21 protein-coding genes are annotated in these 22678 nt (G+C 41.2%); 18 read left to right on the top strand and 3 right to left on the bottom strand.

From position 1 onward, the window contains the following. The first annotated feature begins 103 nt into the window (after positions 1-103). From pspA to ATS72_RS06525, 9 genes are all read left to right on the top strand, one after another. Positions 104-763, top strand: a complete 660-nt coding sequence (gene pspA / locus ATS72_RS06565) for a phage shock protein PspA (RefSeq protein ID WP_006793648.1) — start codon at positions 104-106, stop codon at positions 761-763. Between the two features lie 66 nt (positions 764-829). After that, on the top strand, positions 830-1063 hold the full coding sequence (gene pspB / locus ATS72_RS06560) for an envelope stress response membrane protein PspB (RefSeq protein ID WP_006793647.1): 234 nt from the start codon (positions 830-832) through the stop codon (positions 1061-1063). Continuing rightward, positions 1060-1461: an envelope stress response membrane protein PspC gene (pspC, locus tag ATS72_RS06555; RefSeq protein WP_006793646.1), complete on the top strand. Its 402-nt coding sequence runs from the start codon at positions 1060-1062 to the stop codon at positions 1459-1461. Before pspB ends, pspC begins: the two co-directional genes overlap by 4 nt. A gap of 55 nt (positions 1462-1516) precedes the next feature. Continuing rightward, positions 1517-2941, top strand: coding sequence for a YcjX family protein (locus ATS72_RS06550; RefSeq protein WP_058429498.1), 1425 nt, complete (start codon positions 1517-1519; stop codon positions 2939-2941). After that, positions 2938-3966: a YcjF family protein gene (locus ATS72_RS06545; RefSeq protein WP_058429497.1), complete on the top strand. Its 1029-nt coding sequence runs from the start codon at positions 2938-2940 to the stop codon at positions 3964-3966. The genes ATS72_RS06550 and ATS72_RS06545 overlap by 4 nt, the downstream gene beginning before the upstream one ends. Before the next feature lie 140 nt (positions 3967-4106). Continuing rightward, a complete protein-coding gene (gene megL, locus ATS72_RS06540; RefSeq protein ID WP_058429496.1) occupies positions 4107-5288 on the top strand; it encodes a methionine gamma-lyase in 1182 nt (393 codons plus the stop codon). Positions 5289-5525: 237 nt separating this feature from the next. Further along, on the top strand, positions 5526-6323 hold the full coding sequence (gene phhA / locus ATS72_RS06535) for a phenylalanine 4-monooxygenase (protein WP_008126648.1): 798 nt from the start codon (positions 5526-5528) through the stop codon (positions 6321-6323). Between the two features lie 37 nt (positions 6324-6360). Beyond that, positions 6361-6705: a 4a-hydroxytetrahydrobiopterin dehydratase gene (locus ATS72_RS06530; RefSeq protein WP_006793641.1), complete on the top strand. Its 345-nt coding sequence runs from the start codon at positions 6361-6363 to the stop codon at positions 6703-6705. 203 nt (positions 6706-6908) lie between these two features. Next, positions 6909-7940, top strand: a complete 1032-nt coding sequence (locus ATS72_RS06525) for a DUF2804 domain-containing protein (RefSeq protein WP_058429495.1) — start codon at positions 6909-6911, stop codon at positions 7938-7940. Between the two features lie 124 nt (positions 7941-8064). Here ATS72_RS06525 and dapD read toward each other — a convergent pair whose 3' ends face one another. The 3 genes from dapD to map form a co-directional block, all read right to left on the bottom strand. Beyond that, entirely contained in the window at positions 8065-8892 is an 828-nt protein-coding gene (gene dapD / locus ATS72_RS06520) for a 2,3,4,5-tetrahydropyridine-2,6-dicarboxylate N-succinyltransferase (protein ID WP_010557180.1), read from the bottom strand. A 10-nt stretch (positions 8893-8902) separates the two neighbouring features. Beyond that, positions 8903-11521, bottom strand: coding sequence for a [protein-PII] uridylyltransferase (gene glnD, locus ATS72_RS06515; protein ID WP_058429494.1), 2619 nt, complete (start codon positions 11519-11521; stop codon positions 8903-8905). A 62-nt stretch (positions 11522-11583) separates the two neighbouring features. After that, positions 11584-12369, bottom strand: a complete 786-nt coding sequence (map, locus tag ATS72_RS06510; RefSeq protein ID WP_006793637.1) for a type I methionyl aminopeptidase — start codon at positions 12367-12369, stop codon at positions 11584-11586. Between the two features lie 272 nt (positions 12370-12641). Here map and rpsB point away from each other — a divergent pair, with 272 nt between their 5' ends. The 9 genes from rpsB (at position 12642) to bamA (ending at position 22677) form a co-directional block, all read left to right on the top strand. Continuing rightward, on the top strand, positions 12642-13370 hold the full coding sequence (rpsB, locus tag ATS72_RS06505) for a 30S ribosomal protein S2 (protein ID WP_006793636.1): 729 nt from the start codon (positions 12642-12644) through the stop codon (positions 13368-13370). Positions 13371-13474: 104 nt separating this feature from the next. Continuing rightward, positions 13475-14326 carry a translation elongation factor Ts gene (tsf, locus tag ATS72_RS06500; protein WP_006793635.1) on the top strand — a complete coding sequence of 284 codons (852 nt, stop codon included), beginning with the start codon at positions 13475-13477 and terminating at the stop codon, positions 14324-14326. 158 nt (positions 14327-14484) lie between these two features. Next, positions 14485-15234 carry a UMP kinase gene (gene pyrH, locus ATS72_RS06495; RefSeq protein WP_006793634.1) on the top strand — a complete coding sequence of 250 codons (750 nt, stop codon included), beginning with the start codon at positions 14485-14487 and terminating at the stop codon, positions 15232-15234. 49 nt (positions 15235-15283) lie between these two features. After that, positions 15284-15805, top strand: a complete 522-nt coding sequence (gene frr, locus ATS72_RS06490; protein ID WP_282447153.1) for a ribosome recycling factor — start codon at positions 15284-15286, stop codon at positions 15803-15805. 81 nt (positions 15806-15886) lie between these two features. Next, on the top strand, positions 15887-16666 hold the full coding sequence (locus tag ATS72_RS06485) for an isoprenyl transferase (RefSeq protein ID WP_008126663.1): 780 nt from the start codon (positions 15887-15889) through the stop codon (positions 16664-16666). Positions 16667-16686: 20 nt separating this feature from the next. After that, entirely contained in the window at positions 16687-17553 is an 867-nt protein-coding gene (locus tag ATS72_RS06480) for a phosphatidate cytidylyltransferase (RefSeq protein ID WP_058429493.1), read from the top strand. Continuing rightward, positions 17550-18755 carry a 1-deoxy-D-xylulose-5-phosphate reductoisomerase gene (gene ispC / locus ATS72_RS06475; protein ID WP_058429605.1) on the top strand — a complete coding sequence of 402 codons (1206 nt, stop codon included), beginning with the start codon at positions 17550-17552 and terminating at the stop codon, positions 18753-18755. The genes ATS72_RS06480 and ispC overlap by 4 nt, the downstream gene beginning before the upstream one ends. Before the next feature lies 1 nt (position 18756). Beyond that, positions 18757-20109: a sigma E protease regulator RseP gene (gene rseP / locus ATS72_RS06470; RefSeq protein ID WP_058429492.1), complete on the top strand. Its 1353-nt coding sequence runs from the start codon at positions 18757-18759 to the stop codon at positions 20107-20109. A gap of 96 nt (positions 20110-20205) precedes the next feature. Beyond that, positions 20206-22677, top strand: coding sequence for an outer membrane protein assembly factor BamA (gene bamA, locus ATS72_RS06465; protein ID WP_010557176.1), 2472 nt, complete (start codon positions 20206-20208; stop codon positions 22675-22677). Position 22678 lies beyond the last annotated feature (1 nt).

Here is a 22678-nt window from a genome sequence, read left to right as displayed (position 1 = left end):
AACTTAATGAAAATAAAGTGTATTTTATTTTTTAAAAAGTTGGCAAGCATATTGATACTAGTTAAAGCAGACTAACTAAGTTTTAATTACAGAGGTAAATGTTATGGGAATTTTTTCACGTTTTGCAGATATTGTTAATTCTAATATCAATGCCATTTTAGATAAAGCAGAAGACCCAGAAAAAATGGTGCGTCTGATTATCCAAGAAATGGAAGATACACTAGTAGAGGTTCGCTCTACGTCAGCTAAAACTCTGGCAGAGAAAAAAGAAATTGTTCGCCGCTTAGATACACTTAAAGTTCAAGTAAGTGACTGGCAAGAAAAAGCTGAGTTAGCACTTAGTAAAGACCGCGAAGATTTAGCTCGTTCAGCATTGCTCGAAAAGCAAAAGTCGGCAGATGCAGTGACGGCTGTTGAAGGTGAACTTGAGCATGTAGAGTCTCACATTGAGAAGCTTCAGCAAGAAGTGACCACGTTACAAGAAAAGTTAGCTGATGCTAAATCACGTCAAAAGGCAATAATTCTTCGTCAGCGTTCAGCTGAGTCGCGCCTAGAAGTGAAAAAAGCACTTGATAGCTCGAAGGTAGAAGATGCACTTAATCGCTTTGAACGTTACGAAACTAAAATTGATGGACTAGAATCTCAAATAGAGTCTTACGATTTAGGTAAGCAAACGTTAGCAGACGAAATTGCTGATTTACAAAAAAATGAAAAAATTGATGATGAGCTAGCTGAACTTAAAAAGAAGCTTGCTGATAAGTAATTTACGCAGGGGCATGTAATGTGCCCCACTGCTTAACAAATTTGAACGGATTGTCAGGAGAGGGTTATGTTTGATCCAGAGATACTAGTTGCACCATTTATCTTGTTTATGATTTTTGTTGCGCCACTGTGGTTAATTTTACACTACCGTAGCAAAAAACAAGTAAGCCAAGGGTTAAGTGAACACGAACATCGCCAGTTATTAGAACTAGCACACAAAGCTGAACGTATGGCTGATAGAGTCGAAACACTTGAAGCATTGCTAGACCAAGAGTCACCACAATGGAGACGCAAAGTATGAATGCCAAACGCGAATTATTAAGAGACCCACAACGCGGTAAAATAGCCGGAGTATGTGCGGGATTAAGTGACTACTTTAATATGGAGTTATGGTTAGTTCGCATTATATTTGTTAGTGCGGTACTGCTAGCAGGTGGCCCATTGTTTGTGGTAGCGTATATTGCAGCGTGGTTTATATTAGACAAAAAAGAGCCAACGACTGCACATGCGAGCAGCTCAACAAAAGCTGACGATCCGTTAGAGGTAAAATTTAAAGTATGGCAAAAGGGTGAGCCACCGCGCCGCGCTTTACAAGATTTAAAAGAGCGTTTAGCGCGAGTAGATACACGCCTTCAGGATATGGAACGCCATGTTACCTCAAGCGAGTTTACGGTAAGCCGTGAAATCAACAAACTTTAAAGGATTTAATAGCACTTTGCTCGGTGATTAAGCATCAATGAAGTGCTAGCCCATTATGAGTCGTACTTCATTTGCTAAAAAGACCTTTAAAAGTATTAAAGGCAATGCCCAAAAAGCCCTTCACCGTAGTTTAGATCAGCATGTAAAATTGGCTGTAACTGGGTTAAGCGGTAGCGGTAAAACCGCCTTTATTACAGCTCTAGTCAAGCAGTTAACTACACAAGCTAACGATAAAAACCTCCCTTTTTTTGATGTAATGCGAGAGCAGCGCCACATAGCCACTAAAGTTGTACCGCAAGAGGCGTTAAAGGTCCCTACCTTTGACTATCCGCGAGCACTCAATGCTTTACTCCCAAGTGATGGGATGCCTACATGGCCTGCATCAACCGAGCGTATTAACACCTTGCGTTTGGCTATTAAATACCAAAGTGCCTCAGGGTTACGTGGGCATTTTTCGCCACAATCTACGTTGTATTTAGATATTATTGACTACCCTGGTGAATGGCTACTTGATTTACCTATGCTTGAGCAAAGTTATAGCCAGTGGTGCGAGCAGCAGTACCCGCTGTTATTACAGCACCCGCGTGTGAACACCTCTAGTGAATTTTTAAATGCGCTTGATCAGCTTGATTTAAACGCACCTGTAGATGAGAGTGTACTTGCGCAAATTGCTGAACTTTATCAACATATGTTGGTAGGTCTCAAAAAAGACACTAAACTAGCTATGTTACAACCTGGGCGAATGCTTATGCCTGGTGATTTAAAAGGCGCACCGCTATTATTGTTTTTCCCTGTTAATTTTAAGCAGGTTAATAGCGATGATATTATTGCGGGGTCTAATTTAGAGCATCTCATTAAGCGCTTTAATGCCTATGTAAAAGAAGTGGTTAAGCCTTTTTATAACGAGCACTTTAAACATTTTGACCGCCAAATAGTGTTAGTTGATGTATTAAGTGCTTTAAACGAAGGCCACGAAACACTCCAAGAGCAAAGTAGCGTAATCAACCAATTACTCGCTCACTTTAATTACGGCGAGTCGGGATTTTTTAAGCGCTTATTTAAACCCAACATAGATAAAATACTCTTTGCTGCCAATAAGTCAGATCACATAAGTGCCAAGCACCACAAAGACTTAGCACTTCTACTTGATTCGCTAGTGCATGAGCAAACTAACTATTTAAAATTTGATGGCGTACAAATAGAAACCATGGCTATGTCGTCAATTACTGCAACGCAGCCGCGCCAAGTTACCGATAAAGGCCAAACGCTAGAGTGTATTTACGGCAAGCCACTTAACGAGCAAGATTGGCTAACCTACTTACCCCCACAACCACCTAACCGCATGCTTAATAAAAATGAGTGGCCAGCGCAGGGTTTTGAGTTTTTGTCGTTTGCGCCTATGCCAACCCCCGACAAGCAACTTAAACATATTCGCCTTGATCATGTGATGCAGTATCTATTAGGAGACAAATTATCATGAGCGACACACAGCAAACTTTTCAAGCAGGTAGGCGAATTGATACCCAAGCTGATGAACAAATTGAAGCTACGCTTGCACCCGCAAAAATAGTGGCTCAAGGTCAAAGTGACTATATTGAAGAACCTGATGACGAGTTTATTGAAGATGAAATAGACCTAGAGCCGGTATATAAAAAGTCAAAATGGCAAACGCTTAAAGGGGTGTTTACCATAAGCTTTTTAGTACTGGTGTTACTTGAATTTGCTTATTCATTAGTGTTTGCATTTCAACAGTCGGTTGTTTTAGGCGGTGTGTATTTAACCGCAGTGGTAAGTGGTGTGCTTCTTATTGGGCGCATGTTATGGCGCGAATATAGAATGTTGCGCAGCCTTAAGCGCAATCAGTTACACCGCCAAGAAGCCGACAGGCTCTTAAATAGCGAGCAAGTAGGCGGCGCATTGCCGTGGCTTGAAAAGCTAAACAAGCACCAAAAGCTCAATAATTTTGACAGCTTTAAAAACCAAGTGGCTACCCATCATAGCGATAAAGAAATAATGACCCTTTACGCAAATAGCTTACTAATAACGCAAGATACACAAGCAAAAAAACTTATAAACCGTTTTGCAACAGAGTCAGCTTTATTAGTTGCACTGAGCCCCCTTGCGCTGGTGGATATGATGGCTGTGCTTTGGCGCGGCACCAAGTTAATTGAGCAAATAGGTAAAATTTATGGCATTGGTTTTGGTTACGCAAGCCGCATTAAGCTTTACCGTATGCTTATAAAACAAGTTATGTTTGTAGGCAGTGCAGAGCTTATCTCTGATTTAGCAGCTACTGCGCTCAGCGCAGAGTTGCTTGGTAAGCTATCTGGGCGAGCCGCACAAGGTGTGAGTGCAGGGATTTTTACAGCGCGAATTGGCTATAAAGCAATGGAGTTAAGCCGCCCATTACCTAAACTAGAACACAAGCGCAGCCTATTGAAAGGGACCGTTCAGAGCATTGCAGGTAAAATTTTAAAACGAGGAAAAACAGAGCCCACACAATAACATGGAAATATTTGTGTACAGGTAAACGGGTAAACTTTGCACAAATAGCCATCTGAGCATCCGGCATGCTTGTGATTTAAACTGTGGTACGTTTTTATCTATGTCACTAACAACACATAATAAAAATGAGCACAAAGATAATGACCAAGCATCATCTTCATACACAATGTATCCATGGCCCGCAAAAAGCAAACGATCCGCATGGCGCACTTACGTCGCCTTTGTATCAAACCTCAACCTTTCATTTTGAAAATGCAGCACAAGGTGCCGCACGTTTTGCAGGCGAAGAGCCAGGTTATATTTATACCCGCCTAGGCAATCCAACCACCACCGAACTTGAACAAAAGATAGCACAGCTAGAGGGCTGCGAAGCCGCTGCGGCAACGGCTACTGGCATGGGTGCTGTATCGGCATCGGTATTGAGCTTTTTATCACAGGGCGACCATCTTGTAGCATCAAGTGCATTATATGGTTGTACGTTCGCGTTTTTTGCACACATGTTACCGCGTTGGGGAATTGAAGTTACGTTTGTTGATATGACCAACGAGGACGAGCTACGGGCTGCCATTAAACCTAATTCCAAAATGATATTTGTAGAAACACCGATAAACCCAACAATGGCTGTGATTGATTTAGCACTTATTGGCGCTATCGCTAAACAGCACAACTTAATTAGCGTGGTAGACAACACCTTTTTAACACCGTTACTGCAATCACCTAAGCAGTACGGTATAGATATTATTATGCACAGTGCAACCAAATACATAAATGGCCATGGCGATGTGGTGGCAGGACTTGTGTGTGGATCGCTTGAGCATATTACCTTGATAAAAATGACAGTACTAAAAGACATTGGTGCAACCATAAGCCCACACGACGCATGGCTTATAAATCGCGGATTAAAAACCTTAGCAATACGCATGGAGCGTCACTGTCAGAGTGCACAAACAGTGGCTGAATACCTAGAGGCGCATCATCAAGTTAATATTGTTTATTACCCCGGCCTTAAATCACATCCAGGAAATAAATTTATTGGTAATCAAATGAAAGCGGCAGGTGGCGTGATTGCGTTTGAAATAAAAGGTACTTTACAACAAGGTGCGCAATTTATTGATAGCATGAAGCTTTGTACACTTGCTGTAAGCCTAGGCGATGCCGAAACACTGATTCAGCATCCTGCGTCTATGACCCATTCTCCTTATTCACCAGAAGAGAGAGCCGCCGCGGGTATCAGTGACGGGTTGATCAGGCTCTCTGTTGGGCTTGAAGATGTTAACGACATTATTAGTGATTTAGACCAGGCGTTTACTCAAATCTTTTAGCTGTATTTATTTGTTTACACATAAAGCTTCTTGTAAAGCCTTTATATGTGTGGCTGTAATTTTAATGTGTCACATGTGTAATTTTAACTTTACGAATGAGGTGATCGCGCCAAGTACAGATGTTAGCTTGTCTATTAAACTTTTCTTCACTTTTACATAGTATGGGGTCACTCGATATTCAATAGGTTTGAGTATCACACTGACACCGATTTAGGGCTCACAACCCAGAAGGTACTTATGGCTAAAGCAAGTAAATACACATCCAAAACACCAGACGAAAATGGTGTTATACATTGGAGTGATGAAGAAAATAAAATTTGGTCTGAGCTTGTAGCACGCCAACTTGCGTGCATAGAGGGCAAGGCCTGCGATGAGTATATGGAAGGACTTAAAAAAATAAATCTTCCACACGATCGTATACCGCAACTAAGCGAGCTTAACGAGGTACTTCTTGCTACTACTGGCTGGCAAGTAGCGCCTGTGCCTGCACTTATCGATTTTGATGAGTTTTTTAGGTTGTTAGCAAATAAGCAGTTTCCGGTTGCCACGTTTATTCGAAGCCGTGAAGAGTTTGACTATCTTCAAGAGCCAGATATTTTTCATGAAATATTTGGCCACTGCGCTATGCTAACAAACCCTGATTTTGCCGAGTTCACACACAAATACGGGCAATTAGGGTATGCAGCGCAGAAAAAAGATCGTGTTTACCTAGCACGCATGTACTGGTTTACCGTTGAGTTTGGTTTAATGCAAACCGAAAACGGCCTGCGTATTTACGGTGGCGGAATTTTATCAAGCCCGGGTGAAACGCAGTATGTGTATTCAGATACACCAGAAATAACGCCTATGAGCGTAATTGATGTACTGCGTACGCCTTATCGCATTGATATTATGCAACCGCAGTACTACACCATTAATTCGATTCATGATCTGTTTGATATATCGCAAATGGATATTATGACTTTGGTTGAGCAAGCTAAAGAGCTTGGCTTGCATGACCCAAAATTTCCACCAAAAGAAAAATTAGCCAGTTAACTTTAATTTAAAAGAAACGCTAAAGTAAGGATTTAAAATGTCTTCATTAAGTGAACAAAAATGCGAAGCTTGTCACGTAGATGCACCAAAAGTGTCTGACGAAGAGCTTGCACAACTTATTACAAAAATACCAGACTGGGTACCAGAAGTACGCGACGGCATTATGCAGCTAGAGCGTGTTTATAAATTTAAAAACTTTAAACAAGCTATCGCGTTTACTAACAAAGTAGGCGACATGGCAGAAGACGAAGGCCACCATCCTGGTTTATTAACCGAGTGGGGCAAAGTAACTGTAACGTGGTGGAGCCATTCAATTAAAGGCTTGCACAAAAACGACTTTATTTGCGCAGCTAAAACAGACGACGTATTTAACGCGCTGTAATTAAAAAATTAATTGAGCAAACCTAAAAGCACTTATTTTTATAAGTGCTTTTTTATTGGTGTTGGTAAACTATCACCCTTTATTAAAATTGTTACGGCAAAAGCATATGGATAACAAAACGAATATTTACCATGTAATTATCTTCTTAGGTTGATTATTTTGTGTCCGAGAATAATATAGGCTGTAAATGAAAGGATAGTTACATGCCAAAAAAACTGCAGCTGATTAACCCTGATGGACAGGCTAACTTTGGTTTATTCCCACAGGGGATTGAGCATATTAATTACTTAGATTTTGATTTAAGAAACGTAATGGATAAGCCATGCGGTAAACTTGCAAAAAAATTTAAGTTTAACCAGTTTCAGTTTATAAGCATTACTTGCGATGAATTAGTTATTGGGCTTGCAATCGTTGATTTAAAAATTGCCAGCAACTGTTTTGTTTATGTTTACAATTTAAAAACAGAGCAGTTAGACGAGCACAGCTTTGTAAATTTATTTTCTAAAAACACATTAATTGAGCCGCAGCCAAATTCTGGAAATAGTTATTTTAAAAAGGGTGATAACAGCGTTTACGTTAATACCACAGATAGACCCGGTGAACGAAAGGTAACAGTTAAAATAAGTACCACGCTGATCCTTGATGCAATAATTAACGAGTCAGATAATTACCTTCCTTTGAGTGTATGTGCTCGAGCTGGTTATACTGGTTTCCATTTCACCCAAAAATCGGCCGCGCTAAATTGCTCTGGCACGCTTCTATTAAAAAATACCCGCTACGATTTTAGCCATATGAACGCATTGGCCTGTGTAGATTGGAGTGCAGGCTATATGCGTCGTGAAACATTTTGGAATTGGGCAAGCCTTGCCTGCAAATTACCTGATGGGCGCTACTTGGGAGTAAACCTTTCAGCAGGTGTAATTGAAACAGGATTTACTGAAAATGCTATTTGGCTTGACGGAAAGCTATACAAAATTGATATGGTTGATTTTAAGTTTAATCGTTATGGTAACGAAATTGATTGTGACAAGTGGGAACTCCACTCAAACGACGGCCTGATTAATCTTACTTTTGAACCTGTAAGCCAACGTTTTGATAAAACTAATTTACTCATTGTGGCCACGAATTTCACACAAAAAATCGGTCGTTATTTCGGTCAAATAACGCTTCCTAATGAAGTGATAACACTCAACGGGCAGTGGGGCTTAGCAGAAGATCACTATTCAAAATGGTAGATGTAGCTTTTGGGAGTTAACGTATATAAACGAACGCTTTAAAAGAATGTAAGGCTCTAAATCTAAAAAGGTTCAGAGCCTTATTTTTTCATCAATAATTTATACTAATGCCATTGTTTTCTATTTAATCATCAATCGAGCGAAGTAGGGCGTTGATGCCTACTTTTTCGCGTGTTTGTTGATCTACTTTTTTCACAATGATTGCAGCGTAAAGGCTGTGTGTGCCATCTTTTGATGGCAGTGCACCTGGCACAACTACTGCGCCTGCAGGTACGCGGCCGTAGTGAATTTCGCCGGTTTCACGGTCGTAAATACGAGTGCTTTGGCTGATATAAACGCCCATTGAAATAACAGCGCCTTCTTCTACTACTACACCTTCAACAATTTCAGAACGTGCGCCAATAAAACAATTGTCTTCAATGATGGTTGGGTTAGCTTGTAGTGGCTCTAAAACGCCGCCTATGCCAACGCCGCCGGATAAGTGTACGTTCTTACCAATTTGTGCACATGAGCCAACAGTGGCCCATGTATCAACCATGGTGCCTTCGTCAACGTATGCGCCAATGTTTACATACGAGGGCATAAGTACGACGTTTTTACCTACAAAGCTGCCTTTACGTGCTACTGCGTTAGGCACTACGCGCATGCCGCCTTGTTGAAATTGCTCTGGCGTGTAGTCGCTAAATTTAAGCGGTACTTTGTCGTAAAACTGATTAACGCCGTCGTTCATTGGTTGGTTGTCGCGAATACGAAAAGATAGTAACACTGCTTTTTTAAGCCATTGGTGTACAACCCATTCGCCTGATATTTTTTCAGCAACACGCGCGGCACCGCTATCAAGTAGTTCTAGCGCGTCAATAATAGCTTGTTTTACATCGCTAGATACAGTGCTAGGGCTAATGCTGTCGCGGTTATCCCATGCGTTTTCGATCATTGTTTTTAAATCTGACATGTGTGTCCTCTTATTCTGTTTCGGCGTTGAATTTTTTACGTAATGCCTGATGAATTTTTGCTTGTTCTTCATCAGTCAGGGCTTGGTATTCGTTATTTGATACGACAAAGAAATCCTCTGCACGTTCACCTACCGTTGTTATGCGGGCTGCATGAATATGGAGTAAATGTGCTTGGAAAACTTCGGCTATTTTGGTTAGTAGACCGGGTATATCAACCGCTTGTATTTCAATTAAGCTGCGATCTTTTCTGGCATGTGGGCGCAGCACAATTTTAGGTTTGATATTAAAGTCTTTAAAACGTTGTGAGCGACTCTTTTTAAAGCGAATTTTTTTACGCGGGTCATTAAGTGCTTGCTCAAGGCCGCGTTTAATCGATTGCGCGCGGCTACTTGCGATAGGGTCGCCGCTGACTTCAAGAATAACAAAGCTAAACAGTACATAACCATCTTTGGTGGTCAGTACTTGTGCGTGTTGGATCTGTGCCTTTTTAGTACCAATTATGTTTACTAAACGGGCGAATAGGGCACCCGAGTAAGGACTGTAAACAAACACTTGCGTGCCGCCGTGCATAGGCGCATTCGACACAATTACACTCGGTTGACTTAAATCGGTGCTATTTACTAAATGCTCGGTTTGCCACGATATTTGCTGCTCGCTAAATGCAGTAAAGTAGTTTGCTTTAAAGCGGCTCCAAATTAAGTCAATTTTTTCTTCAAGGTACCCTAAATTAAGCAGGCGTTGTTTTGCTTGGTGCTTTTTATCACGAATTTGGTCGCGTTGGTCCATTGGGTTTTCAAGGCCCAAACGCAATGCACGTTGTGTGTGCAAATAAAGTTCGCGCAATAAGGTGTTTTTCCAATCGTTCCATAGGTTGTCGTTAGTGGCACGAATATCTGCCACAGTTAAACAATAAAGGTAATCGAGTTGGCGCTCTGTTTTTACACGTGTTGCAAAGTCTTTGATTACTGTAGGGTCGTTTATGTCTTTTCTTTGTGCAGTTACCGACATAAGTAAGTGATTACCAACAAGCCATGCGATAAGCTTGCCATCGGATGATGAGAACCCATGTAATTTAGCAAATGCAATAGCATCGACCGACCCTAGCTCTGAGTGATCGCCACCACGGCCTTTCGCAATATCATGAAAAATACCGGCTAAATATAAAAGCTCGGGTTTATCCATTCGGGTGACTATTTCACTACAAATTGGAAACTCACTCACGCCCGTTTTATCAAAGTATTGGTAAATATTATTGATTAATTTGTGGGTGTGCTCGTCTACCGTGTAGGCATGAAATAAATCAAACTGCATTTGCCCAAAAATATTACGCCATTGCGGTAAGTATGCTGCAAGCATGCCGTGCTTATGCATTAATGTGAATGCGCGGCCCATACCGTTAGGGTGTTTTACCAAACGTAAGAAGGCTTCACGGCAGGCCGCGTAATCTTGCAGGTCACCCAACAAACGACGGCGTACTTGGCGAATAGTACGTATAGTGCTTGGATAAATATGGGTAATTTCTGGATTTTCAGCAATGTGCTCAAACAGAACAAAAAGTTGATCGCGCCTAAAAAATACAGATGGGTCTTTAACACGAATTTGATGGCCAATACGCTCAAAATTTCTGTCGAGTACTTCAACAACGGCTTCGCTGCTTAGTGGCGAAATGCTTTGCTCAAAATACGAAAGCAGCATTTGATTAAGTTCGCGTACACGGCTCATTATACGAAATAAGCGCTTCATCATACGTTCAACCGACGCTTTACCATCGCTACCAAAGCCAAGTATTTCTGCAGCAAGGGGTTGGTGATCAAATAGTAAACGGTTTTCTGATCGTCCTGCAGCTAAGTGCAGGGCAAAGCGAATGTTCCATAGGTTTTCTAAACACTCTGAAAGCTCTTGAAACTCTTCATGGGTTAAGTAGCCATGGTTTATGAGCTCTTGGAGGGTTTCGGCTCTAAAATGCTTTTTGGCTACCCAAATAATAGTTTGTAAATCGCGGAGACCGCCTGGGTTTTCTTTTATGTTTGGCTCTAAGTTGTACGCTGTTCCGTGACATTTACGGTGACGCAGATTTTGCTCTTGTACTTTGGCTTCAAAAAAGTCGTTAGAGCCCCATACTGGCGTTTCGAGTATAAAGTTTTTAAGCTTTTCAAACTCAATATGGTTACCAAAAATTAGTCGGCTTTCGAGCAAGCTGGTGGCAAAGGTGACGTCTTCGCGTTTTTGCTCTATTGCTTGATCAATTGTACGAACGCTGTGGCCAATCTCTAAGTTAAGATCCCACAGCATAGTGACAAATTGACCTATTTTTTCACATACCGCTTCACTTGGTTGCTCTGTTACAAGCAGTAAGAAGTCGATATCTGAATAAGGGTGAAGCTCACCACGTCCGTAACCGCCTACGGCAATCAGCGCTAAATCAGGCTCATGAGATAGATCATAAACATGAAATAATTTGATCAACAGGCGGTCGATAAACTCAGCCCGGGCATTAATTAAATTACCAACTGGTTGTTTTGAAAATTCGTTATGCAACCATTTGTAAAAATAGCTGGAACAATCGCGATAGTCACTTAGTTGCTCAGCATCGCTAAGCAACTTTTTTACTTTGTTGGGTAATGCCACGTGGGCTGGCTCCTCATTGAACCTTCCACATTGATAAACGTACTATCAACTGCGTAGGTTTATTAGTGTTCGATAATCCTGTCGATAGTATCATCTGATCGTAGCGTTAAAATTTCAACACCATTTTCAGTCACTAATAACGTGTGTTCCCACTGTGCAGACAAACTGCGGTCGCGTGTTACAACCGTCCACTCATCTTTAAGCAGTTTACATTGGCGCTTGCCCGCATTAACCATTGGCTCAATAGTTAAACACATACCCGCTTTTAATGTTTCACCGGTACCGGCTTTACCGTAATGCATAACCTGTGGTTCTTCGTGAAATTCGCTACCAATACCATGGCCGCAATATTCACGTACTATTGAGTAGTTGAAGCTCTCTGCGTATTTTTGAATTGCTTCGCCAATATCACCTAAACGTACACCCGGCTTTACCATTTTAATGGCAAGATATAAGCTTTCTTGTGTTACTTCAGCCAAACGCTTACCTTGAATGTTTGGTTTACCTACGTGAAACATTTTAGATGTATCGCCGTGGTAGCCATCTTTGATAACAGTGATGTCGATATTTACGCTGTCACCTTCTTTTAACGGTTTGTCGTTAGGAATACCATGACAAATTACATGGTTAACAGAGGTGCAAATTGATTTTGGAAAACCATGATAGTTTAAAGGAGCAGGGACTGCTTTTTGCTCGTTAACAATATAATCATGACAAATAGTATTTAGCTCATCAGTGGTGATCCCCGGCACGACATGTGGGCCGATCATTTCAAGTACGTCTGCTGCTAAACGCCCAGCTACACGCATTTTCTCTATTTCTTCAGGGGTCTTGATAATAGCGCTCATTGAGGCTCCAAAGTTGCGTTTCTAACATTTTATCGCTGCATAATTTTTGCACGCGATGTTGAGTATTTAATTTTAATATGGTATAAAGCGCGCCGTCTTTTTACAAATAAATTCTTAAATGATTTTTTGTATTTAAGGCAAACACAATTTGATTTTAACACACACACGTATCGTCACATACACTTGGGTGCATTAGAAGTTTAAATACTTCGGTGTTGGTGCTATGGGATATGTGGAGGCCTAACCCTAAACAACTATAGAGGATCTATAAAATGGCAAACGTTTCAATGCGCGACATGCTTCAAGCTGGTGTTCACTTTGGTCACCAAGCACGTTACTGGAACCCTAAGATGAAGCCTTTCATCTTCGGCACTCGTAACCGTGTACATATCATCAACCTTGAGCAAACTGTACCAATGTTCAACAACGCACTTAAGTTTTTAAGTGGCGCTGCTGCAAACAAAGGTAAAGTTCTTTTCGTTGGTACTAAGCGCGCAGCAAGCGACGCAGTTAAAGAAGCTGCTATCGCAAGCGATCAGTTCTACGTTAACCACCGCTGGTTAGGTGGCATGTTGACTAACTGGAAAACAGTACGTCAATCAATCAAGCGTCTTAAAGACCTTGAAATCCAAAGCCAAGACGGTACTTTCGAGAAATTAACTAAGAAAGAAACGTTAATGCTTAACCGCGAAATGGAAAAGCTTGAAAAGAGCCTTGGTGGTATCAAAAACATGGGCGGTCTTCCAGACGCGATCTTTGTTATCGATGCTGACCACGAGCACATTGCTATCCGTGAAGCTAACAACCTAGGTATTCCAGTTGTTGCAATCGTAGATACTAACTCTAATCCAGACGGCGTTGATTTCATCGTTCCTGGTAACGATGATGCTATCCGTGCTGTAACCCTTTACACTAGCGCTGTTGCAGCTGCTATCACTGAAGGTCGCGAGAATAACATCGTTGCTCAAGCTGAGAATGACGATTTCGTTGAAGCTGAGTAATTAGCTGTCATCAAGTCTTCATCTTAATAGGATGAAGACTTGCTATTCTTGTAGAGCGGGTAACCCGCTTATCTAAACCAGATTTCAGATTTGAGGATTTACTAATGGCTGTAACTACTGCCCTAGTTAAAGAATTACGCGAGCGTACAGGCGCTGGCATGATGGATTGTAAAAAAGCGTTAACTGAGACTGATGGTGACATCGAGTTAGCGATTGAAAACATGCGTAAGAGCGGTGCTGCAAAGGCTGCTAAAAAAGCAGGTAACATTGCTGCTGAAGGTACTATCATCATCAAGCAAAATGCGGGTGTTGCGGTACTTGTTGAAGTTAACTGTCAAACAGACTTCGTTGCAAAAGATGTAAGCTTCTTAGCATTTGCTAACAAAGTTGCTGACGCTGCAATCGCTGAAACAATTTCTATCGAAGACTTACAAGCTAAGTTTGAAGAAGACCGTGTTGAGCTAGTAACTAAAATTGGTGAAAACATCAACGTACGTCGTCTACAGTACATCGCTGGTGAAAACCTAGTTGAGTACCGTCACGGTGAGCGTATTGGTGTTGTTGTTGCTGGTGTTGCTGATGAAGAAACACTTAAGCACGTTGCAATGCACGTTGCTGCTTCAAGCCCTGAGTACTTAACACCTGCTGATGTTCCTGCAGATGTTGTAGAAAAAGAGAAGCAAGTTCAAATCGATATCGCGATGAACGAAGGCAAGCCTGCTGAAATCGCTGAAAAAATGGTTGTTGGTCGCATGAAGAAGTTTACTGGTGAGGTTTCTCTTACTGGTCAAGCATTCATCATGGAACCTAAAAAATCTGTTGGCGATGTTCTTAAAGAGAAAAACGCAACAGTTACTGGCTTCGTACGTGTAGAAGTTGGTGAAGGTATCGAGAAAAAAGAAGAAGATTTTGCTGCTGAAGTTGCTGCTCAAATTGCTGCTGCTAAAGGTGAGTAAGATTGACTAACTGTGAAGGACAAGGAAATTAGATGCAATTAAAGTACTATTTGCTTTTGCTTCACGCTTAGAAATTCTTTAAAATAACCGCGCTTTTATGTTTAACATAAGCGCGGTTATTTTTTATCCATAATTCAATAAAAGTTGGCCCCAAAACTATGACTATCAATCGCAAACCTATTTTTAGACGTGTTCTTCTCAAATTAAGTGGTGAAGCTTTAATGGGAGACGAAGGCTTCGGCATCGACCCTAAAGTTTTAGACCGTATGGCACAAGAAATTAAAGAGTTAGTAGAGCTCGACGTAGAAGTGGGTTTAGTTATTGGCGGCGGTAATTTTTTACGCGGTGGGTCATTAGCTGAAGCGGGTATGAACCGTGTAGTAGGCGATCACATGGGTATGCTTGCAACGGTAATGAATGGCCTTGCAATGCGTGATGCGCTGCATCGTGCTTTTGTAAACTGTCGATTAATGTCTGCTATTCCACTTAATGGCGTATGTGATGCATACAACTGGGCTGAAGCAATAAGCTTATTAAAAACTGGCCGTGTTGTTATTTTTGCAGCGGGTACGGGTAACCCGTTTTTCACTACAGATTCTGCTGCGTGTCTACGTGGTATTGAGATTGAAGCTGATACAGTCATTAAAGCAACAAAGGTTGATGGCGTATTCAGTGACGATCCTGTGAAAAACCCAGAAGCGACACTTTACCGTCACTTAAGCTACAATGAAATTATTGATAAAGAATTAAAAGTTATGGATTTAGCGGCATTTACTTTAGCCCGCGATCACAATATGCCATTAAGCGTATTTAACATGAATAAATCAGGCGCGTTAAAACGCGTAATTATGGGTGAAGAAGAAGGAACACTTATCTCTTCACAAGCCTCAGATGAAGTAATCAAATAATTAGGATTGAACCGTGATTAACGATATTCAAAAAGATGCGCAAGCGCGCATGCAAAAGAGTGTAACAGCACTAGGTAGCCAACTTTCTAAAATTCGTACTGGCCGTGCTCACCCTGCAATTTTAGATGGCATTATGGTGTCTTACTACGGTGCTCCTACACCGTTAAATCAAGTTGCAAATGTAACAATTGAAGATTCACGTACGCTTGCCATTGGTGTTTTTGACAAGTCATTAGCGCAAGCCGTTGAAAAAGCGATTATGGCGTCTGACTTAGGTTTAAACCCTATGTCGGCTGGTACAGTTATTCGTGTGCCACTTCCTCCACTTACAGAAGAGCGCCGTAAAGATTTAATTAAAATTGTACGTGGCGAAGTTGAAGGCGGCCGTGTTGCTGTTCGTAATATTCGCCGTGATGCTAATGGTGATATTAAAGCACTATTAAAAGATAAAGATATCTCTGAGGACGAAGCGCGCCAAGGCGAAGATGCAATCCAAAAGTTAACAGATAAATTTATCAAAGAAATGGACACTCAATTAACAGCGAAAGAAGCTGAATTGATGGAAATCTAAACAGCTAAATAAGCTGAGCTAGTGTATACAAATATATTAGTTTTGAAACGCCGTCTGGGTTATACTAGGCGGCGTTTTTTTATGGAATACTCGATATTTATGGCTTTAAACGCTGATACAATTTCACAACAATGTTTACCTAAGCATGTTGCTATCATCATGGACGGGAACGGGCGTTGGGCGCAAGCTAGAAATAGGCCTCGTGTGTATGGGCACAAAAAAGGCGTGGACGCTGTTCGTCAATCTGTTCAGTTTTGTACTAAATTAGGCGTACAATCGTTAACCTTATTTGCATTTAGCAGTGAAAACTGGCGCCGCCCTGAAGACGAAGTAAATACGTTAATGGAGCTTTTTTTGTTTGTATTAACAAAAGAGGTTAAAAAGCTTCACAAAAACAATGTAAAACTAACCATCATTGGAGACCTATCTCGGTTTTCTGAAGGGTTGCAAAACAAGGTACATAGTGCGCAGCAATTGACAGAAAATAACACAGGGTTGTGTTTAAATGTGGCTGCCAATTATGGTGGCCGTTGGGATATGGCAAACGCGGCTAAACAACTCGCAATGCAAGTTGCAAGCGGTGACATAGACGCACAAGATATTACTGAAGAGCGTATTGCGCAGCATATGAGCATGGCCGATCAACCTGAACCCGATTTACTTATTCGAACGGGGGGCGATGTTCGCATTAGTAACTTTTTACTATGGCAAGCAGCTTACGCAGAACTTTACTTTACCGAAACACTTTGGCCTGATTTTAATGAAGCAGCATTTGCTGAGGCCATTGCGTGTTACGTTGCCAGAGAGCGACGATTTGGTTGTACGGGCGAACAAATAAAACAATTACTCGCTCAAACCTAAATAGATTAAGGGTCACAATTTTGTTAAAACAACGCATTTTAACCTCGCTAGTGTTAGCACCCGCAGCGCTTGCCTTGGTTTTTTATACACCATTGACTTTATTTAGTTACTTCGCCGCCGCCATCGTTCTAATGGGCGCCTGGGAGTGGTCTGCTTTTATGGGGCTATGTGACAAAATAAAACGAGGCGCCTTTGTTGTACTTGTTGCAGCTTTACTGGCTATGCTTAATTTACACTGGCCGATAGAGTCGCTTTGGCAAAATGGTCAGCTAGTGGGCGATGCTAATTATTTATTTACTTTGGCGTTTGCATGGTGGATTGTTGCTAGTTACTTAGTATGGCGTTATCCAGCCATGGCAAAAGCGTGGAATGAAGGGCTAGTAATGCGTGGCATTGCAGGGCTTCTGACTTTAGTGCCGTTATGGCTTGCGCTCAATACGCTTCGTAGTGCGCAATACCTTGAATCTACTCACTTTGGCTCTATGCTGATTTTGGTTGTATTAGGTATTGTATGGAGCGCTGATATTGGTGCGTATTTTACAGGTAAAAGTTTTGGTAAACACAAGCTTATGCCAAAAGTAAGTCCAAATAAAACAATTGAAGGCCTTGCCGGTGGTATTGTTGCATCAGTATTATTTGTTATGGCGTTTTGTCACTTTACCGACGTGGATTTAGCCGTATGGCCGATTTACGCCATTATGACGGCATTTATAGCGCTATTTTCAGCAATTGGCGATTTACTTGAAAGTATGTTTAAACGCGAAGCAGGCCTTAAAGACAGTGGCAAATGCTTACCTGGGCATGGCGGTATTTTAGATCGCATTGACAGCTTAACAGCAGCCGCACCTATGTTTGTAATGTGTTATGCATGGACTTTAAGTTTATGAGTCATAAGCAGCAGCTAGTTATTTTAGGTGCTACGGGGTCAATTGGTTTAAGTACACTTGATGTTGTAGCAAAAAACAGTGATTTGTTTGATGTATTTGCTTTAACAGCGGGTCAAAATGCAAAAAAAATGGCTGAGCTTTGCATTAAGCATTCACCCCTTTATGCTGTCATGGCAACACAAAGTGCAGCAGAAGAACTGTCATTGCATTTAAAGGGTACAGCGTGCCAAACTCTGATTATGCATTCACAACAGGCAATGAGTGATTTATGTGCGCACCCTGATGTAGATATAGTTATGTCTGCCATTGTTGGAGCCGCAGGCTTGTTACCTACACTCAGTGCGGTTGAAGCAGGTAAAAAAGTGTTGCTTGCGAATAAAGAATCGCTGGTTATGTCGGGCCAATTGTTCATTGATAAAGTTAAAAAGCACAAAGCAACGTTACTGCCAATCGACAGCGAACATAACGCTATTTTTCAGTGTCTACCTCACTCACTACAAAATGCTCAAAGCGATAAAAACCTGCAAGATAATGGTGTCAGTAAAATCTTACTTACCGGTTCAGGCGGTCCATTTTTAACGCGTGATATAAGTACCTTAAAAGATGTAACCGTTAGTGAAGCGGTAGCTCATCCTAATTGGTCTATGGGTCAAAAAATCTCAGTAGATTCCGCAACTATGATGAACAAAGGCCTTGAGTTTATTGAAGCCAAGTGGCTATTTAACTGTAATAGCGATGATATTGACGTTGTTATTCATCCTCAAAGCATTATTCACTCGATGGTTCAGTATCATGATGGCTCAATTTTAGCGCAAATGGGTAATCCTGATATGCGTACGCCTATTGCTCATGCATTAGCGTTCCCAAAACGAATTGACGCAGGTGTTAAACCGCTTAATTTTTCTGATATTTGTGATTTTTCGTTCACCAAACCTGATTTTACCCGTTACCCTAATTTGCAACTTGCGATTGATGCATGTTCGGCGGGGCAGGGGGCAACAACGACCGTTAATGCTGCAAATGAGATAGCTGTTGCTGCATTTTTAAAAGGTAAAATTGGTTTTACAGATATTTATAAAATTAATGCGCAAACCTTAGAGTCGGCTCAATACACCAACGTACAGAGTTTAGATGAAATATTGCAATGCGATGAGCTTGCACGTCTCAGCGCAACTCAGTTTATAAATAAAGTGGCTCATTAGTATGTTTGATTTTATTTGGAATCTTGGCTCATTTATTTTGGCATTAGGTATTTTAGTTACTGTGCATGAGTATGGCCATTTTTGGGTAGCACGAAAGGCGGGTGTTAAGGTGTTACGCTTTTCTATTGGTTTTGGTAAGCCCTTAATTAAATGGCACGATAAATACAATACAGAATATGTCATAGCAGCTATTCCACTAGGTGGATATGTCAAAATGCTTGATGAGCGTGTGGACGATGTTCCACCAAATCAGCGACATTTATCGTTTAACTCAAAGTCAGTACAAGCACGTATTGCCATTGTTGCAGCTGGGCCTATGGCAAATTTTTTGTTTGCCATTTTTGCGTTAGCGGTGATGTACATGGTGGGTGTGCAATCGGTAAAACCAGTCGTAGGCAGCATTACTGAAGGGAGCCGAGCAGAGCAAGCCGGGCTGATGCCAAGCCAGCACATTATTAAAATTGGTGATGATAATATAACCACGTGGCAAGACGCGACGTTTGCTTTTATGTCGCGATTAGGTGAAGAGCGCGTAGAGATTACAGTTCGCGATGAAAACTTACAAACACGAGTCAAAACGCTCAATATTGATGGTTGGAAGCTCGACCAACAAGATGTTCCTCCACTAACCTCTTTGGGTATTGTACCCTTTAGGCCACAAGCCACATTAACGGTTGCGGCGGTGACTAAAAACTCAGCAGCGGAACAAGCAAATTTGCAAGTTAACGATACTATTTTGGCTGTAAACGGTGAAACTATAAGCAATTGGCCGCAATTAGTTAATGTAATTACGCAATCGGCTAACAAATCTTTACAATTTAGTGTAAAAAGACAAGATAGTATAAAAAGCATAACAGTGACCCCACAAGGGCGTGTTGGCAACAATGGTATAGAACAAGGTTTTTTAGGTGTAGCACCTGTTGTTCAGCAATGGCCAGAGGGGTACGTACAATCCCGAAGTTTTGGACCACTTGATAGTATTGTTCGTGGTACAACAGAAACTTGGCGGTTGATTACGCTGAGCTTTGACATGATTGGTAATTTAATTACAGGTCAGGTTTCGGTTAAAAACTTAAGTGGTCCTGTTGGTATTGCAGTGGGAGCGGGGACTAGCGTAAGCTATGGTTTAGTTGCTTTTTTAAGCTTTTTAGCCCTGATAAGCGTTAACTTGGGCGTATTTAATTTATTACCTCTGCCAGTGCTTGATGGTGGACACTTAATGTATTACATAATTGAACTTTTTCGTAAAAAGCCGGTCTCTGAAAAGACGCAAGAATTTGGTTTTAAAGTGGGAGCGTTGCTACTCATTTTTCTAACATGTTTCGCTTTGTTCAATGATGTATCGCGTTTGTAATTACAGCGCAACATTTACTAATTAGAACACGATTGTAACGCACCCGTATTTTAGGTGTTAAGCGGTAATACAGTTGTAAAGGATAAAGATAATAAAATGGCTATAAAAAAACATTTGGCAGTTTCAAGTTTATTGGGTGCAAGCTTTGCCGCCCTAGGCCAAACTTCCTTTATTGTTGAAGACTTGAAAGTTGAAGGCTTACAACGCGTAGCACTTGGTGCTGCATTGACTCATATTCCTATTAACGTAGGCGATAATGTAGATGACTACACAATTTCAAAAACAATAAAGTCACTTTATCGTTCTGGTCACTTCGACAACATCAAAGCATTACGTGATGGCAACAACGTTATTTTTAAAGTAACAGAGCGCCCAACAATTAGCTTTATTGAGTTTGAAGGCAATAAAGATATCAAAGATGAGCAACTTAACGAGTCGCTTGATCAACAAGATATTCGCCAAGGCGAACCATTAGATAAAACCGTAATTGATAATATTGAAAAAGGCTTAGTAGAGTTTTTCCATAGTATTGGTAAATACAATGCAACGGTTGATATCAGCGTTACTAAATTGCCACGTAACCGCGTAAAACTTAAATTGGAGTTTGATGAAGGTGATGCCGCGTCTATCCGCCAAATTAACTTAGTGGGTAACGAGCTTTTTTCTAACGAAGAATTATTAAAACTTGCTGAGTCTCAGCAAGATTTACCTTGGTGGCAATTTATGGGTAGCGATCGCTACCAAAAACAAACCATTGAAGGTGATTTAGAAAAAATCCGCAGCTTTTATTTAGACCGTGGGTACTTACGTTTTAATATTGATTCGACGCAGGTATCGGTAAGCCCAGAGCGTGAATCTGTATATGTTACGGCCAACCTTACCGAAGGCGTTAAATACAAGGTTAAAGGCTTTGATTTTATTGGTGACTTACTCGGTCGTGAAGATTTAATTAAAAGCGTTATCCCACTCAGAGCTGGTGAGCTTTACAATGGTTCTGTTGTAACATCTTCAGAAGAGTTCATTAAAAGTTATTTAGCACGTTTTGGTTATGCAAATGCTGAAGTGCGCACAATTCCTGAAATTGATGACGAAAAGCAAGAAGTTCAGTTAACTTTATCTGTTAACCCAGGTAAGCGTGTTTATGTTCGTCGTATAATTGTTGGTGGTAACCAAAACACCGCTGACGAAGTATTGCGCCGCGAAATGACGCAGCTAGAAGGTGCATGGTTATCAAACCAAAACCTTGAGCGTTCAAAGCTACAAATTCAACGTTTACCTTATATGGAAACTGTTGATTTTAACGTAGTCCCCGTGCCAGGTGTAGACGACCAAGTTGACGTAGATTTCACAGTAAAAGAACAATCTGCCGGTAGCTTTAATGCGGGCCTTGCTTATGGTTCATACCTAGGTCTACAGTTTAATATTGGTGTGACTGAATCTAACTTCTTAGGAACAGGCAACCAAATTGGTTTAAATTTAAATACTTCTACTGGCTCTGAAAGTGTCAGTTTATCGTATACCGACCCTTATTTTACACCAGATGGTGTTTCACAAGGCAGCAGTATTTTTTACCGAAACTACGACGCAAGTAAGTTTAGTCTTGTAGATTACAAATCAAAAAGTTATGGTTTAGGTACAAATATTGGTTTTCCGATTGATGCAATCAACCGGGTTAATTTTGGTGTTCGTTGGATAAAAGAAGAGCTTTCAGATATTGCCGAGTACGAGCAAACGCGTGTATTACGTGAGACATTTTTTGACCCTGAAAACCCTGATGCAGGCTTTGACTTTACCAAATATGAATTAAGTGTTGGTTGGTCACGTATAACGGTTAACCGTGGTTTATTCCCTACAGCGGGTTCACGCCAAACGTTAAATTTAACGGGAACTACACCAAACTCAGATTTAACTTACTTCAAGCTTAATTACGATTCACGCTTTTACTGGCCAATATCTAACGATCATCGCTGGGTATTCTCAGCTCGTGCGGCGCTTGGTTATGGTAATGGTTATGGGTCAACGAATGGATACGATCAAACGCTTCCATTCCAAGAGTTCTTCCGCATTACGGAAATGGAACTACGTGGCTTTGACCGTAATACAATATTGCCACAGGCTGTGTCACGTATTGCAACGACGATTCCTGGGACACTAAACCCAGATGGTTCTACCTCTGGTCCTATCAATAGTGCGTCGGAGTTTGACCAGTTAATACCACAAGGTCGAATTGGTGGTAACGCCAAAGCGGTGGCGGGTATGGAGTTAATCGTTCCTACGCCGTTTTTAGATGAAGAAAACACAAGTTCAGTGCGTACCAGTTTCTTTGTTGATGCTGCGAACGTATGGGACACCGAGTTTAGCGTAGACCGTTATCAAAACTTACTCGTAGACCAACGCAATAAGCTGGATGATTATTCAGATCCTATGCGTTTTAGAGTATCGACCGGTTTATCATTACAGTGGATCTCTCCAATGGGTCCAATGCTGATTAGTTTTGCGTATCCATTGCAAAAAGAAGAAGATGACGATACGAAGACCATCAGTTTTAATATTAGTAACACTTTCTAAA

This window comes from Pseudoalteromonas sp. 13-15 (assembly GCF_001468205.2).
Lineage (GTDB): Bacteria > Pseudomonadota > Gammaproteobacteria > Enterobacterales > Alteromonadaceae > Pseudoalteromonas > Pseudoalteromonas marina.
The sequence above is the reverse complement of the archived record's forward strand: the minus strand, read 5'-3'. Positions and strand labels throughout refer to the sequence as shown.